This window comes from Streptomyces thermoalcalitolerans, assembly GCF_039525155.1.
Classification (GTDB): domain Bacteria; phylum Actinomycetota; class Actinomycetes; order Streptomycetales; family Streptomycetaceae; genus Streptomyces; species Streptomyces thermovulgaris.
In genome coordinates this window covers 55514-71126 of sequence record NZ_BAAAHG010000036.1, presented here as the reverse complement: position 1 = coordinate 71126, position 15613 = coordinate 55514, and the positions used below count along the sequence as shown (strand labels likewise).

Sequence of the window (15613 nt, the reverse complement as noted above, 5' to 3'; positions counted from 1 at the left end):
AAGGAGACGGCGAGGACGGCGATGTCCTGGGTGTGCGGGGCCCGGCGGAGGGTGCAGCGGCGGAGGGCGTCGAAGGGGAGTCCGGGGCCGTTCCGGGGGCGCCCCTCGCCGGGCCGGCCGGCGCGCCGCAGCCCCCTGCCTCCTCCGGGCACGCCCCCGCCCCGCCGCCTCCCGGGCAGCCCGGCGGCGCAGGGCACGTCCCGGTCGACCACCTGCCCACCATGGCCGCGGGACAGGCGCCCCCGCCGGGGCCCGCGCCCGCCCCTTCCGCGTACGGGTATCACCCGCAGCACCCGCAGCCCGTCGCCTACGGCTATCCGCAGCAGCCGGGGCACCACCACCCGTACGGCGGCCACGGCGGGCACAGCGGCCACGGCGGGCACGGCGGCTACGGCGCTCATGGCGGCCTGGGGCCGACCCCGCCGTACGGTCCGCCGCCGTTCGGCTCGACCCCGCCGTACGGTCCGGGCGCCCTGCCGCAGCAGGAGCCGCGCCGGAGCGCTCGCTCCACGGCGGCGCTGGTCGCGGTGGCGCTGGTGGTGGCGCTCGGCGCGGGCGGCTCCGTGTACGCCCTGATGCGGGGCGACGGCGGCGACACCACGGGCGGCGGTTCCGGTCCCTCGCCCACGGCCGGTGTGTCCACCGCACCGGTCACCGAGGGGCCGAAGGGCTCCGGTTCCGGCCTGGCGACCTCGCAGCCGCCCTCCTCCCCGACACCGGCCGACGGGGCCGTTCCGGCCGCCTACCTCGGCAGCTGGACGGCGACGATCGACAACGCCCTCGGTACCCACACCCGCCGGCTGGCCATCAGCCAGGGCGACGTGGGCGACACCGTGCTCAGGCTCGTCGCCGACGGTCCCACCGACAGCGGCAGCACCTACCACTGCGTGTTCGAGGCCCGGCTCACCCGCCGGCCGAGCGCGGGCGGACCCTTGGCGATCGGCCCCTCCACGGTCACGACCGGGCCCAGCGGGACCTGCTCCCCGGGCGAGGCCACGGAGGTCACTCTGCTGCCGGACGGCAGGCTCCAGCGGGTGAACACCACCACCGGGGAGAGCCTGACCTACACCCGGCAGTGACCGGTGTCATCGCGGCTCCGGCGGGCGCTGCCGGGGCATGTTCGGCCGTGCCGCGCTCGGGGGCAGCGTGAGGCGTCCCTGCCCGGTGCTCGTCCCGGGGCGTCCGCCGCCGGACGGCGCCGACTGCAGGTCCAGCGGCACCGCCCCGGTCCGGAACTCCACCATCCAGTCGGCCGTCTCCGTGCGCACCAGCTCGGTCACGTCCTCCGAGAACCGCCGCAGCACCGTGAGGCACCGCTCGGCGGCCTCGCCGGCCGTTCCCTCGGCGGGGCCGAGCACTTCCCGCACGTTCTCCGACGCCCAGTCGAACTGGAGGGTCTGCAGCCGCCGTTGCACGGCCTGCGCGGTCGCCACGTCCCGCATCCACCCGGACGTCACCCCGAAGTAGCGGTCGATCCCGACGCACGAGACGGACAGCAGCAGCGCCAGATATCCCCACGGCGCCGCCCCGCTCACCACTCCGGTCAGGTCCAGCAGGGGCAGCAGCGCCCCGGTCACCGCTCCCGCCGCGGTCCCGCACCGCAGCGCCCGCGCCCCGCGCCGCTTCCACACCCGCTCCCGCAGATACCAGGCCACGGTCTGCAGCGCCCCGCGCTCCACCCAGCGGTACAGCTCGTCCAGCCGCTGTGCCGGCTCGGTCCAGTCGCCGAGCGGAAGGGGCCGTCCGGTCAGATCCCCCGGCCGTGGTCCGGCCGCCTTGTCGCCTTGACCGTCCTGAGGCGGACGCTCGGGCTGCATCTCCGGCTGACCCACCCGGCACTCCCTACTGATCACGGTCCGTGACGCTGGTTGACGCGCCGGCCCCCTTCCTACCCCCCAATGGGTGGCGATGCGGCGGGAAGCGCGGCTTTTCCGCCCGTAAGGGGGCGTTGATCAGGTATAGGGCTCATCCGAGAGTCACCCGAAAGTGTGGCGGGGCGTCGTATGCCCGGAGCACGTAGGCTCGTGCCAGCGGGAACCGGAACCGGTTCTCGCCCCCGCAGTCGTACGAACGCAGGAGCTGATCGTGATTCCCGGTGGTGGCCAGCCCAATATGCAGCAGTTGCTCCAGCAGGCCCAGAAGATGCAGCAGGACCTGCAGCGGGCGCAGGAGGAACTGGCACGGACCGAGGTCGACGGTCAGGCGGGCGGCGGCCTGGTGAAGGCCACCGTCACCGCTGCCGGCGAACTGTGCGCGCTGAAGATCGACCCGAAGGCGGTCGACCCCGAGGACACGGAGACCCTCGCCGACCTGATCGTCGCGGCCGTCAAGGCGGCCAACGACAACGCCCGGACGGTCCAGCAGCAGAAGCTCGGCCCGCTCGCCCAGGGCCTGGGCGGCATCCCGGGCCTGCCCTTCTGAGAGCACCGCCCTTCCGAGATCCTCCAAGACCTTCCGAGGACCTTCTGAGAAGGGCACCGGGCCACTAGCGTACGTATCGAAACGAGCCAGGAAGGACGGCAGTCCGTTGTACGAAGGCGTGGTTCAGGACCTCATCGACGAGCTCGGGCGGCTGCCCGGCGTCGGTCCCAAGAGCGCGCAGCGGATCGCCTTCCACATCCTGCAGGCCGAACCGACGGACGTACGGCGCCTCGCCCAGGCCCTGCTCGAGGTGAAGGCGAAGGTCCGCTTCTGCGCGACCTGCGGCAATGTCGCACAGGAGGAGCTGTGCGCCATCTGCCGCGACAGCCGCCGCGACGCCTCGGTCATCTGCGTGGTGGAGGAGCCGAAGGACGTCGTCGCCATCGAGCGCACACGCGAGTTCCGCGGCCGGTACCACGTGCTCGGCGGGGCGATCAGCCCCATCGAGGGCGTCGGCCCGGACGATCTGCGCATCCGGGAGCTGCTGGCCCGTCTGGCCGACGGCACGGTCACCGAGATCATCCTGGCCACGGACCCGAATCTCGAAGGCGAGGCGACGGCGACGTACCTCGCCCGCATGATCAAGCCCATGGGCCTGAAGGTCACCCGCCTGGCCAGCGGTCTTCCGGTGGGTGGCGACCTGGAGTACGCGGACGAGGTCACCCTCGGTCGCGCCTTCGAGGGGAGGCGACTGCTAGATGTCTGACGCCACGCTGCACGCGACGCACCAGAGTCCGGACGACTTCGCGGTCCAGATCGCCGATCAGATCGAGAGCTTCCTGGTCGCGGTCGAGGAGGTGGCCAAGGGCGACGAGCCGGACTCGGTGGTGCCCTTCCTCCTGCTGGAGGTGTCCCAGCTGCTGCTGGCCGGCGGGCGCCTCGGCGCGCACGAGGACATCGTGCCCGAGGAGCGCTACGAGCCGGACCCCGGCCCGGAGCAGGACGTGGACGGCCTGCGCGAGAACCTGGCCCGTCTGCTGGAGCCGGTCGACGTCTACTCCGAGGTCTTCGACCCCTACGAGCCCCGTCGGGCCCCCGTCGCCGCCCGTATCTCCGACGACCTCGCGGGCGTCGTCACCGATCTGCGTCACGGCATGGCCCACTACCGTGCCGGCCGCATCACCGAGGCCCTGTGGTGGTGGCAGTTCTCCTACTTCTCCAGCTGGGGCTCCACGGCCTCCGCCGCCCTGCGGGCGCTGCAGTCCGTGGTCGCCCATGTCCGCCTCAACCAGCCCATGGAGGAACTGGACGGCCTGGACACCGACCACGGCATGGGCGAGGAGGCCCTGGTGCTGGAGGCGGGCGAGGTCATGGCGGAGGAGATCGGCCGGATGGGTCTGCGCCGGACGGGCCAGTAGGCACCGGCCGGCCTTGGTGTGACCCCGCTCACGTCGTGCGTGGCGCTGTGCCGCCTGGGCATGAGCCGTTCTGGAGGCGGGCGGCCGGGCATCTCACGATGCGGTAGCGCGGAGGGGGAAAAACGGACGCCCGATAAACTGAGCCGGCCGCACTGCGACTGCGCAGATGCGGGAGAAACGGACTGAGCGAGGAGCGCACGTGGGCCTTGTCGTGCAGAAGTACGGAGGCTCCTCCGTAGCCGATGCCGAGGGCATCAAGCGCGTCGCCAAGCGGATCGTGGAAGCGAAGAAGAGCGGCAACGACGTTGTCGTGGTCGTTTCCGCGATGGGCGACACGACGGACGAGCTGATCGAACTCGCCGAGCAGGTCTCCCCCATGCCTGCCGGGCGCGAGCTCGACATGCTGCTGACCGCCGGAGAGCGGATCTCCATGGCTCTGCTGGCCATGGCGATCAAAAACCTGGGGCACGAGGCCCAGTCGTTCACCGGCAGCCAGGCGGGTGTCATCACCGACTCGGTCCACAACAAAGCCCGCATCATCGACGTCACGCCAGGCCGCATCCGGACCGCGCTGGACCAGGGCAACATCGCCATCGTCGCCGGTTTCCAGGGTGTCAGCCAGGAAGGCAAGGACATCACCACGCTGGGCCGCGGCGGCTCCGACACCACCGCCGTGGCGCTGGCGGCGGCCCTCGACGCCGAGGTGTGCGAGATCTACACCGACGTCGACGGCGTGTTCACCGCCGACCCGCGGGTGGTGCCGAGGGCCCGGAAGATCGACTGGATCTCGTTCGAGGACATGCTCGAGCTGGCCTCGTCCGGGTCCAAGGTGCTGCTCCACCGCTGTGTGGAATACGCCCGCCGGTACAACATCCCGATCCACGTCCGCTCCTCCTACAGCGGACTGCGCGGCACGTGGGTCAGCAGCGAGCCGATCGAGCAAGGGGACAAGAAGGTGGAGCAGGCCATCATCTCCGGTGTCGCGCACGACACGTCCGAGGCGAAGATCACTGTCGTCGGTGTGCCCGACAAGCCGGGCGAGGCCGCCGCCATCTTCCGCACGGTCGCCGATGCCGAGATCAACATCGACATGATCGTGCAGAACGTGTCCGCCGCCTCCACCGGTCTGACGGACATCTCCTTCACGCTGCCCAAGACCGACGGCCGCAAGGCCATCGAGGCGCTGGAGAAGAATCGGTCCCGCATCGGCTTCGAGTCCCTGCGCTACGACGACCAGATCGGCAAGATCTCCCTGATCGGCGCCGGGATGAAGACCCACCCGGGCGTCACGGCGGACTTCTTCACCGCGCTGTCCGAGGCGGGCGTGAACATCGAGCTGATCTCGACCTCCGAGATCCGTATCTCGGTCGTCACCCGCAAGGACGATGTGCCGAAGGCCGTGCGCGCCGTGCACACCGCCTTCGGGCTCGACTCCGACCGTGACGAGGCCATCGTCTACGGAGGCACCGGGCGATGACCCGCCGACCGGCGCTCGCGGTCGTGGGAGCGACCGGAGCCGTCGGAACGGTCCTGCTCACGATCCTGTCCCAGCGCGCGGACATCTGGGGCGAGATCCGTCTGATCGCCTCGCCGCGCTCGGCCGGCCGCAAGCTGACCGTGCGCGGTGAGGAGGTCGAGGTGGTCGCGCTCACCGAGGACGCCCTCGACGGGGTGGACATCGCCCTGTTCGACGTGCCCGACGAGGTGGCGGCCCGGTGGGCACCGGTGGCGGCGGCCAAGGGCGCGGTCGTCGTGGACAACTCCGCGGCCTTCCGTACGGACCCGGACGTCCCGCTGGTCGTGCCCGAGGTCAACGCGCACGCGGCGCGCCGCCGTCCGCGCGGGATCGTCTCCAGCCCCCACTGCACCACTCTGTCCATGATCGTGGCGCTGGGCGCGCTGCACGCCGAGTTCGGGCTGCGCGAGCTGGTCGTCTCCTCGTACCAGGCGGTCAGCGGGGCCGGACGCGCGGGTGTGGAGACGCTGCGCCGGCAGCTGGCCCTGGTGGTGGGGACGGAGCTGGGGACCTGCCCCGGCGATGTCCGGCGGGCCGTCGGGGACGACACCGGGCCGTTCCCGGAGCCGGTGGCGCTGAACGTGGTGCCGTGGACCGGGACGCTGTGCGAGGACGGCTGGTCGTCGGAGGAGATGGCGCTGCGGAACGAGACCCGCAGGATCCTCGGCCTGCCGCGGCTGCCGGTCGCCGTGACCTGCGTCCGCGTCCCCGTGATCACCGCGCACTCCCTGACGGTGCACGCCTGCTTCGAGGGCGAGGTCACCGTCGACCGGGCGCAGGAGATCCTCGCCACCGCGCCCGGAGTGGTGCTGTACGACGACCCGGCCGCGGGCGGGTTCCCCACGCCCGCCGACGTGGTGGGCACCGACCCGACCTGGGTGGGGCGGGTGCGCCGGGCGCTGGACGATCCCACCGCCCTGGAGCTCTTCGTGTGCGGTGACAATCTGCGCAAGGGCGCCGCGCTCAACCTGGTGCAGATCGCGGAACTGGTGGCCGGGGAGGAGCCGTCCGCGATGCCGCGCACCACGCTGTGAATTCTGAGATCAAGCCGGGTTACCTGCGGAAATACCGCTGTCACTCCCCGTTCCTCTTTGTAAGATCAATGTGAAAATCATGGTTCGGCTCAGGGTTCGGACCAGTCGATCCGTGCCGTCTCGGTGACGGAAGGCCGCCCTCCCCGTCCTGCGCAACCGCGCCGGGGGCGGGAGCGTCTTTGCCGTCGTCCTCGGGGGGCGTGGGGACGCTGCGGGGGTGTGGGGACGCCCCGATTGATTCAGGCATAGGGGATGAGCGGGACGCATGAGGGTGTATGAGGCACGTTCTGTTGTGCCGCCTGCCGCGAGAACGGTGCCGGACGCGTCGCACGACACAAAGCACGACACAAAGCACGACACAAAGTGCGACGCAAAAATGATGCCCGGCACGTACAACCCCGGTGGGGGCAGGCGTGTCCAACTGGCGTGGCAGAGGTTCTCGACTTCTCCCCCAGACTCTTCGAACGGGGGGTATCTCCAGCGGCGCCCCGCGGCGCGGCCCTGCGGCCGCCCCGCGCGGCTTTCCGTCCGCGTGTACCCGGTGGCCTTCCGGTGATCGCGCCCATGCCCGCCGCGCGGTCCGCCCGCATACCCAGCCAGCGTGACGGCGCCGAGGAGACCGCGGCGGCCGGCACCACCGTCGACCATCTCACCGAGACCTATCGCGCGCACTACCGTTCGCTGCTGGGCCTGGCCGCCCTGCTCCTCGACGACACCGCCTCCTGCGAGGACGTCGTCCAGGAGGCGTTCATCCGCGTCCACTCCGCCCGCAAGCGCGTCCGCGACCCGGAGAAGACCCTCGCCTATCTGCGGCAGACGGTCGTCAACCTCTCCCGCTCGACCCTGCGCCGCCGCATCCTCGGCCTGAAGCTGCTGTCCAAGCCGATGCCGGACATGGCGAGCGCCGAGGAGGGCGCCTACGACCAGCTGGAGCGGGACTCCCTGATCAAGGCGATGAAGGGCCTGCAGCGCCGCCAGCGCGAGGTCCTGGTGCTGCGTTACTTCGCGGACATGACCGAGGCGCAGGTCGCCGAGACCCTGGGGATCTCGCTCGGCTCGGTGAAGGCGTACGGCTCGCGGGGCATCGCGGCGCTGCGGGTTGCGATGGGAGCGCGGAAGTGAGCGAGAAGCGCGAGAAGCCCGAGGAACTCGAGCAGCGCGGGGAGCTCGAGCAGCGCGGGGAGCTCGAAGAGCGCGAGAAGAGCGGGCAGAGCGGGCAGAGCGAGCCGGGCGAGGACCGCGAGCGGGAGAAGGACCGGGAGGAGGACCGGGAGAGGGACGAGGCGCGCGACGCGCACGAGCCCCGCGCCCGACAGGAACCGACGCGGCCACACGAGCACGAGCACACGCCATCGCACGCTGGGAACGGAACCGTGAACGACAGCCCCGACGAACTGAGCCTCGACGGGCTCGACTCGGACGAGCTGGAACTGCGCAGGCTGCTGCACCAGGCGGTCCAGGACATCGAGCCGCGCGACGGCACGCTGGAGTACCTGCGGCATGCCGTCCCGGCCCGGCGTGCCCGCAGGCGTCAGGTCGCCGTCGGCATGGCCGCCGCCGCCCTGTTCGTGGGCACCGCCGTCCCCGCCCTCGTGCACGTCTCCCGGACCACCGGTCCCGACGCCCATCCGGCGATCGCCGGCCAGGCCTCCGAGGCACAGGGCGGCACCAGCCAGGGCAAGGGTCCGGACCGGGGCGGGAGCAGCGCCGGCACCCCCTCGGACGAGGCCTCCGCCGACCAGGGGGGCACGGACAGGGGCGAGGGCGGCCGCGAGGGCGGCAGGGCAACGAGCGCCGGCAACGGACCCGGCGACAGCTCGGGCAGCCCCTCGGCGACCTCGGGCGGCACTGCCCCGGTGTGCACGGCCTCCCAGCTCGGCTCCGCGACCGTCACCGCCGACACCCCCGACTCGGCCGGGGTCGTCTACGGCACCTTCCGCATCACCAATGTCTCCGGCGACGGCTGTACCGTCCCCGGCTCCGGCACGGTGACCTCCCTCGCGCAGGGCGCGGCCGACGGCAGCAGGATCGGTGTGGTCCGGCACACCTCCGGCGATGCGGCGACCAGGCTGCCCGACCCCTCCGCGGAGGCCCCCGGACTGCTGTTGCGGCCCGGTGCGGCGTACGAGGTGAAATTCGCCTGGGTGCCCTCCCAGACGTGTCCCACCACCGGTGGCGGCAGCCCCGGTGGCGGCGAGACCGGCGATCCCGCGCCCGACGAGTCCCCGACCCAGGGTGTGGGCGGCACGGATCCGACGGCCGGCGGCGGCGACTCCGGTGTCACGACCCAGACGTTCAGGACGGACGGCTCGGCCGACGGCAGTGTGGTGGTCTCCTACACGGCGGAGACAGGGGCGCCGACGGTGTCGACGACGCTGACGAACGCGTGCGCGGGCACGATCTACCGGACCGGGGTGCTGGACGCGTCGCAGGGGTCGTAGGGCGTGCCGCGTGGAGCGGGCCGGCTGCGGCTCACACCGCGGCGGTCTGCTTCTGCTCCTCCCCCAGCCCCAGCTGCGCGTCCCGTGCCGCCTCCGCCTCGCGCCGGAACAGCCGGAACCACATGAAGACCACGAACCCGGCGAAGACGAACCACTCACCGGTGTAGCCGAGGTTCTGGAACGCCTTCAGGTCCAGCCCGCTGTTGCTCGGCGCCTTCTGCACCGGCACCGCCGCCATCCCGGAGTCGCCCTCGTTGAGCGTCACCCAGGCGTCGTAGACGTCATAGGGCACGAGGTTCACCAGCGAGGCCGCGCTGATCGCGGCGGTCTGCCCGGCCGGCAGTCCGCTGCGGGCACTGACCCCGTTGTCCCCCGGCACCTCGGAGGCCTGGAGCGCACCGGTGACCGTGACCTCGCCCGCGGGCGGTGCCGGGGCCTTCGCCGCGTCCGCGTCGCCCGGCAGCCAGCCGCGCACGACCGGCAGCGCCTTGCCGGAGTCGGTGCGCAGCAGCGTCAGCACGTAGTACCCGCGCTTGCCGTTCAGCTCGCGGTCCGGGACCAGCAGCTGTTCGGCGTACCGGCCGGTCGCGGTGGTCTGCTTGCCGAAGGTCCGCTTGTCCACCGGCAGCAGCTCCTCCAGCGGGCGCGGCGCCTCCTTGCGCTGGGCGGCGGCCTTCTCGTCCGCGGTCCGGTGGTCCTGCACCCGGTCCTCGAACCGGCCCAGCTGCCACGAGCCCATGAAGACGCAGAAGGGGATGGCGAGCAGCACGAAGAGGTTGATGCCCCACCAGCGGGGTGTCAGCAGAAACCGGTACACGCCTTCAACGGTACGGTGCCGGGCGCCCCGCCCGGGCCGTGGGGTGACCCGGGCGAGCACTTTTTCCACAGGCTGGGGAGGCCGGTCGGCGCGATGTCCGGGGGACCGGGCAGTATGGGGTCATGACTGAGAGCAACGGGTCCGATTCGCCGCAGCAGCCCGACCGGCAGGCGCTCGACGAGGAGATGCCGGACTGGGAGAAGCGCTTCCGTGCGCCCCGGGTGTCGCTGCCGGACTGGGCGGAGGACGCACCGGAGCGTTCCCTGTTCGTGTCGAACGCGACAGGGACGTACGAGCTGTACGCCTGGGACCGGACGACGGGTGAGCAGCGGCAGGTCACCGACCGGCCGAACGGCACGACGGACGGCGTGCTCTCGCCGGACGGGCGTTGGATCTGGTGGTTCGACGACAAGGACGGCGACGAGTTCGGCATCTGGCGGCGGCAGCCCTTCGAGGGCGGGCCCGACGAGGTGGCCGTGCCCGGTCTGGAGGCGTCGTACTCGGCGGGGCTGGCGCTCGGACGGGACGGGCGGACGGCGGTCGTGGGCCGGTCGACGGACGAGGAGGGCACGACCATCCACCTGGCCCGTGAGGGCGAGGAACCGGTGGAGATCTACCGGCACCGCGAGTCGGCGGGCGTCGGCGACCTCTCGCACGACGGCACACTGATCGCCGTCGAGCACACGGAGCACGGCGACGCGATGCACCCGGCGCTGCGCGTGCTGCGCCCGGACGGGGCGACGGTCGCCGAGCTGGACGACACCAAGGGCGGGACGGTCGAGCTGGGCCTGGAGGTGCTGGGCTTCGCCCCGGTCGAGGGGGACACACGGCTGCTCGTCGGTCACCAGAGGCGGGGCCGCTGGGAGCCCATGGTCTGGGACGTGGCGACGGGCGAGGAGACGGACCTGTCCCTGGACCTGCCCGGCGACGTGAGCGCGGAGTGGTTCCCGGACGGCACCGGCCTTCTCATCGGGCACAGCTACGAGGCCCGCAGCGAGCTGTTCCGCTACGACCTGGCCACCCATGAGCTGACGAGGATCCCCACCCCGCGCGGCACGGTCTCCGGGGCGACCGCCCGCCCGGACGGCAGCGTGGAGTACCTGTGGTCCTCGGCGGCCGAGCCGTCGGCGGTGCGCTCGACGAAGGGCGGGGTGGTCCTGGATCCTCCCGGCATGAGGTCGCCGGGCTCGGTCCCGGTGGAGGACGCCTGGGTGGAGGGTCCCGGCGGCCGGATCCACGCCCTGATCCAGAAGCCGGAGGGCGCCACCGGCCCCCTCCCCACGGTCTTCGACATCCACGGCGGCCCCACCTGGCACGACAGCGACTCCTTCGCCGCGGGTCCGGCCGCCTGGGTCGACCACGGCTACGCGGTGGTCCGCGTCAACTACCGGGGCTCCACGGGCTACGGCCGTGCCTGGACCGACGCCCTCAAGCACCGGGTGGGCCTGATCGAGCTGGAGGACATCGCGGCGGTCCGCGAGTGGGCGATCGCCTCGGGCCTCGCCGACCCCGACCGTCTGATCCTCGCCGGCGGCTCCTGGGGCGGCTACCTGACCCTGCTCGGCCTCGGCACCCAGCCGGACTCCTGGACGCTGGGCATCGCGGCGGTCCCGGTCGCCGACTACGTCACGGCGTACCACGACGAGATGGAAGCGCTGAAGGCCATGGACCGCACGCTCTTCGGCGGCACCCCCGAGGAGGTCCCGGAGCGCTTCGAGGCCTCCTCTCCTCTCACCTACGTCGACCGGGTCAAGGCCCCGGTCTACATCTCCGCCGGGGTCAACGATCCCCGCTGCCCCATCCGCCAGATCGAGAACTACGTCAAGCGCCTTAAGGCCCGCGGTGCCGTCCACGAGGTCTACCGCTACGACGCCGGTCACGGCTCCCTGGTGGTGGACGAGCGCATCAAGCAGTTCCGCCTGGAGCTCGACTTCGCGGAGCGCCACCTGCCCAAGTGAGGGACGGAACCTGCCCGCGTGAGGGACGGAACCTGCCCGCGTGAGGGACGGGACCTGCCCGCATGAGGGACGGGACCTGCCCGCGTGAGGGACGAGCCGCAGTGCCCGCGCCGGGAGGCGCGGGCACCTGCCGGACGCGGGCGTGAGCCGGGGCGGGGCCGGCCCGCACCCGCTCTCTCCTGTCCCTAGCCTCTACGCCCCCGTCCGGGCCCGGCGGCCCAGCAGCTCCGCCAGCCCCCGCCGGGTCGCCGCGAGCACCACACGGTCCTCGGCCTGCAGGACATACGTGGGAGGCAGGTCCCAGATCAGCTCCGACGCCTGCCCGGACGCCTCGGCCGGCTCCGCGGACCCGGCCGGCTCACGGCGGCCCCAGCCGATCACCCCCACCTCCAGCGCCAGCACGCGCCAGTACCCCGGCCGGAAGGCCTCCGCCACGGTCTTGCCCTCCAGCTGCGGATGCCCGCCCACCTCCATGGACGCGAACAGCAGCACCCGCCGCTCCACGGGGATCGCCCCCAGGACCTGCCGCCCGAACATCGCTCCGGCGAACGAGGGCGCCGCCAGGTGCGACACGCTCCGGCTGCGGGTCAGGGCGGCCGGGTGCGCCGCCTTCAGCGTGCGGTACACCGCCGTCGCGAAGTCGTCGTCGTACAGCCGCAGCATCACCCGCAGGTCGGGCCGCACCGACCGCGCGTACAGCACGGCCTCCAGGTTCGTGGTGTCCGCACTGGTCACCGCGAGCAGCACATGGGCGCGGTGGATCCTCGCGGCCTCCAGCACGCCCTCCTGCGTGACATCCCCCAGCACCACCGGCACCCGCAGCCGCCGCGCCGTGGCCATGCCGCGTGCCTCCGGGTCGGCCTCCACGCACACCACCGGGATCCGCAGCTCCCGCAGCCGTATCAGCACCCGGGTGCCGATCTTCCCCAGGCCCAGCAGGACGACATGCCCCTCCATCCCGCGCGGCGGCTTGCGCAGCGAGGCCGCCGACCGGAACGTGCCCAGCGCCTCCAGTGCCGCCGCCAGCAGCACCGGAAGCAGCAGCAGTCCCATCAGCCCGGACAGCAGTTGCAGCACCTGCCGTCCGACCGGCTCGCCCAGCGCGGGCTCGTCGATGGCGAACAGGTCGAGCAGCGTCAGATACAGGGCACCCAGGGGGTGGATGTCGGTCACCGCCCATAAGGCCGCCGCGAGCGCGAGCACACAGGCCCCCACGCCCGCCACCGCCCACCGCAGCCGCCGGGAGAACAGCGATGCCAGCGGCGGTACGGCGGCCGCGACCGCGCGGGCGCCGGACAGCGGCTGACCGGCGGTGTACGACACCTGCTCCAGCACCACGGTCCCGCGTCCCGTGGCCGCCCGCACCGCCTCCTCGTCGGGCAGCAGCTGCGGCCCCTGCGCCCCGCTGTCCTCGGAGCCGTCCGTGCCGGCCGGGTCGCTGCTCGTCGCGGACAGCAGCGCCAGGGTGCACAGCCCGGGGTCGGCGACCTGGCCCGGTGCGGGCGGCTGCCGTTCCACCGCGCGCAGCAGCAGCCGGTCGGTCTGGACGACCTTGCTGGTGCCGGCGACGGCGCTGGCGACCAGGGCGGGCGCGGCCGTGTCCGCGTCGGACAGCACGGTCGTGGAGGCGTCCACGACCGGTGCCCCCTCGCCCTGTCCGGTGGCCAGCGCCGAGGCCTGGTCGAGGAGTTCCTCGATGTGCTGGCCCAACCGCCGGTTGTAGAGGCGCAGGACGAGCCGCAGCCGCGGATTGAGGCGGCGGGCGATGAGGGCGGCGCGGATGTTGGTCTCGTCGTCCTCGTACACCAGGGCCAGTGCCGCGGCCCGCTCCACACCGGCGTCCTCGAGGACGGACTCGGTCGGCTCGGCGGCCTCCACCTGCCGGCCGTCGCCTCGTGACGGCCCCAGCCCGCCGCCGGCCCGGTTCACCGCCACGCTCACCATGCGGTTCAGCAGCGCGGACCCCGTGCGGACCCGGCCCACCACCGGCGGCCGTACCGTGCGCTCGGCCGGCGGCACGACCAGCGTCACCTGCTCGCGGTACACACTGCGCAGTTCCTCGGCCAGCTGGTGCGCGAGTTCGTCGTCCCCGCACACCACCATGTGCGCGCCGGTGATCCCCGGCGCGCCGCCCTGATTCGGAATGCTCCCCACGAGGGAAAAGACTGCCTCATCAGGAGCGAAGGTTCCGCGGGGTGCGCCGGGTCGAGCCGTGCGGGCCGGCCCACGGGAGACCGGTCCGGGAGCGACTCCGGTCCCGGCACTGGAACCGACCCCGGTCCCGGCACTGGAACCGACCCCGGTCCCGGCACTGGAACCGGCGCCGGGATCGGTTCCGGCCCTGGTCCCGGGGCCGGGATCACCCGAACGGCGGACAGGGGGCGAGGAGAACGGCCCCGCGAGAGAATCGAAATATGCAATTCCGTTTCGGTCGGGCAATCCCCGGGCGGGAGTGGGCCGTATATACAGATGTGTCAAGGCTCCGCTTTCCCGTGGGCCGCCTTCCGGACGAGGCTCTGCTGTCCGGACTGGCCACCGGCGACCCGGAGCTCGCCGTCAGCTTTGTCCGCAGATTCCAGCACCGGGTCTTCGGCGTGGCCGTCGCGGTCACAGGAGATCCACAGCTCGCCGAGGACATCGCCCAGCAGACGTTCGAGAGGGCGTGGCGTCATGCGCAGATCTACGACTCACGGCGTGGGTCGGTCACCACCTGGCTGACCACGATCGCCCACAATCTCGCCATCGACGCCGTCCGTTCACGGCGCACGGAGCCGGTCGCGCCGGAGGACCTCGACGCGATCCTGGACGTCGTCAGCGAGACCCCCGAGCAGCACGCCCTGGCCGACGAGGCCTCCTCCCGACTGCGTGCCGCCGTGGCGGAACTGCCACGTGAACAGGGCCGCGCCCTGGTGATGGCCGGCATCTACGGCATGACGGCCCAGCAGATCGCCGACTGGGAGCACATCCCGCTGGGCACCGCCAAGACGCGGATCAGAACAGGAATGGGGAAGCTGCGTACCACGCTCGCTCCCTTCCAGTGAGGCAACCATGCCCAGTGAGCCCGCCTGTGAGAGGCTGCGCGAGATCGGCCCCGAACTCGCTCTCGGCGTACTGCCGGGCCGGGAACGGGCGGGCGCCGTGACGCACCTGGAGCAGTGCGCGGACTGCCGGGAGTACATCCGTCAGCTGACCCTCGTGGGCGACCGGCTGATCGGGCTGCTTCCCGGCAGCGAACCGCCGATCGGGTTCGAGAGCCGGGTCGCGCAGGCGCTGACACAGGGGGCGGCGGGGCACGGAGGGTGTGCGCACTCCCATGCGTCCGGCCCTTCGCACCGGAGCCGGAGCGTTCTCGGCCGGGCACGGCCGCAGATCGTCGCCGCCGCGGGCGTGCTCGTTCTCGCCGTCGGATTCGGCGGCTGGGCGGCCGGCACGGCGATCGAGGCCACTCTCGCCGAGACCACCACCTCGAGCACCACCGTCGAGTCGGGCATGCTGTGGGGCGGCCTCACCTCCGTCGACGTGGCCGGCAAGCCGGCCGGTGAGGTCTACGCCCACCCCGGCTCCCCGGGCTGGATCTACATGACCGTCGACCTCCCCCGGTCCGGCACCTTCCACGACGGCAGGGTCACCTGCCTGCTGGTGCGCAAGGACGGCACCACCGTCCGCGTCGGCGACTTCACCGTGCGCAACGGCCGCGGCTCCTGGGGCGGCCCGGCCGCCGTCGATGCCAGGACCCTGGCCGGCACCCGGGTGACCGCCTCCGACGGCACCGTGCTGGCCAGGGCGAATTTCCCCACGGGGGAGAAGAGCGCGTGGTCGGCCGCGCTGCCGGCCATGTCGATGATGCTGGTGACGGCGCTTTGGACGATGGCTTCGACGACGTTTCAGCGACGCCTTTGAAGGGTTTTGAAGGCCTTTGAGAGGCTTTGAGGGCCTTTGAAGGCTGCTTTGAAGACGTCGCCGACGGTGTCTTCCCTTCGACGGCGCCGTCGACGACGTCCGGTGACGTACCGGCAGACCCGTTCTTCCTGCTTCAGCGGGTGTACACGTCCGGCTGTCCGGTGCCCT

15 protein-coding genes are annotated in these 15613 nt (G+C 72.3%); 11 read left to right on the top strand and 4 right to left on the bottom strand.

Annotated elements, in window-relative coordinates; translation table 11 throughout:
• Positions 1 to 212 (bottom strand): hypothetical protein (locus ABD224_RS20040; RefSeq protein ID WP_344051805.1); only part of this gene is annotated, 212 nt, incomplete at its 3' end.
• Positions 213 to 221: 9 nt separating this feature from the next.
• On the opposite strand from ABD224_RS20040, the gene ABD224_RS20035 reads away from it, so the two are divergent.
• Positions 222 to 1079: a hypothetical protein gene (locus tag ABD224_RS20035; RefSeq protein WP_344051804.1), complete on the top strand. Its 858-nt coding sequence runs from the start codon at positions 222 to 224 to the stop codon at positions 1077 to 1079.
• Positions 1080 to 1085: 6 nt separating this feature from the next.
• Here the strand turns inward: ABD224_RS20035 and ABD224_RS20030 are convergent, their stop codons facing one another.
• Positions 1086 to 1832: an SLATT domain-containing protein gene (locus ABD224_RS20030; protein WP_344051802.1), complete on the bottom strand. Its 747-nt coding sequence runs from the start codon at positions 1830 to 1832 to the stop codon at positions 1086 to 1088.
• Positions 1833 to 2085: 253 nt separating this feature from the next.
• Between ABD224_RS20030 and ABD224_RS20025 the strand changes: the two genes are divergently transcribed.
• The 7 genes from ABD224_RS20025 (at position 2086) to ABD224_RS19995 (ending at position 8770) form a co-directional block, all read left to right on the top strand.
• Positions 2086 to 2421 carry a YbaB/EbfC family nucleoid-associated protein gene (locus ABD224_RS20025; protein WP_344051800.1) on the top strand — a complete coding sequence of 112 codons (336 nt, stop codon included), beginning with the start codon at positions 2086 to 2088 and terminating at the stop codon, positions 2419 to 2421.
• Between the two features lie 106 nt (positions 2422 to 2527).
• On the top strand, positions 2528 to 3127 hold the full coding sequence (gene recR, locus ABD224_RS20020; protein ID WP_344051798.1) for a recombination mediator RecR: 600 nt from the start codon (positions 2528 to 2530) through the stop codon (positions 3125 to 3127).
• A complete protein-coding gene (locus ABD224_RS20015) occupies positions 3120 to 3779 on the top strand; it encodes a DUF5063 domain-containing protein (protein ID WP_344051796.1) in 660 nt (219 codons plus the stop codon). Before recR ends, ABD224_RS20015 begins: the two co-directional genes overlap by 8 nt.
• A gap of 199 nt (positions 3780 to 3978) precedes the next feature.
• Positions 3979 to 5256 carry an aspartate kinase gene (locus tag ABD224_RS20010; RefSeq protein WP_344051794.1) on the top strand — a complete coding sequence of 426 codons (1278 nt, stop codon included), beginning with the start codon at positions 3979 to 3981 and terminating at the stop codon, positions 5254 to 5256.
• On the top strand, positions 5253 to 6329 hold the full coding sequence (locus ABD224_RS20005) for an aspartate-semialdehyde dehydrogenase (RefSeq protein WP_344051791.1): 1077 nt from the start codon (positions 5253 to 5255) through the stop codon (positions 6327 to 6329). Before ABD224_RS20010 ends, ABD224_RS20005 begins: the two co-directional genes overlap by 4 nt.
• Positions 6330 to 6755: 426 nt before the next feature.
• Positions 6756 to 7451 (top strand): SigE family RNA polymerase sigma factor, encoded by a 696-nt coding sequence (locus ABD224_RS20000; protein WP_425581018.1) that lies wholly within the window; start codon positions 6756 to 6758, stop codon positions 7449 to 7451.
• On the top strand, positions 7448 to 8770 hold the full coding sequence (locus ABD224_RS19995) for a hypothetical protein (RefSeq protein ID WP_344051786.1): 1323 nt from the start codon (positions 7448 to 7450) through the stop codon (positions 8768 to 8770). Before ABD224_RS20000 ends, ABD224_RS19995 begins: the two co-directional genes overlap by 4 nt.
• Before the next feature lie 31 nt (positions 8771 to 8801).
• On the opposite strand, the gene ABD224_RS19990 is transcribed toward ABD224_RS19995, so the two are convergent.
• Positions 8802 to 9587: an SURF1 family protein gene (locus tag ABD224_RS19990; protein ID WP_344051785.1), complete on the bottom strand. Its 786-nt coding sequence runs from the start codon at positions 9585 to 9587 to the stop codon at positions 8802 to 8804.
• A 122-nt stretch (positions 9588 to 9709) separates the two neighbouring features.
• On the opposite strand from ABD224_RS19990, the gene ABD224_RS19985 reads away from it, so the two are divergent.
• Complete coding sequence (locus ABD224_RS19985) at positions 9710 to 11545, top strand: S9 family peptidase (RefSeq protein WP_344051783.1); 1836 nt, start codon at positions 9710 to 9712, stop codon at positions 11543 to 11545.
• Positions 11546 to 11737: 192 nt separating this feature from the next.
• Here ABD224_RS19985 and ABD224_RS19980 read toward each other — a convergent pair whose 3' ends face one another.
• A complete protein-coding gene (locus tag ABD224_RS19980) occupies positions 11738 to 13648 on the bottom strand; it encodes an NAD-binding protein (protein ID WP_344051806.1) in 1911 nt (636 codons plus the stop codon).
• A 368-nt stretch (positions 13649 to 14016) separates the two neighbouring features.
• On the opposite strand from ABD224_RS19980, the gene ABD224_RS19975 reads away from it, so the two are divergent.
• A complete protein-coding gene (locus ABD224_RS19975) occupies positions 14017 to 14586 on the top strand; it encodes an RNA polymerase sigma factor (RefSeq protein ID WP_344051781.1) in 570 nt (189 codons plus the stop codon).
• 7 nt (positions 14587 to 14593) lie between these two features.
• Positions 14594 to 15445, top strand: a complete 852-nt coding sequence (locus ABD224_RS19970; protein ID WP_344051779.1) for a hypothetical protein — start codon at positions 14594 to 14596, stop codon at positions 15443 to 15445.
• Positions 15446 to 15613 lie beyond the last annotated feature (168 nt).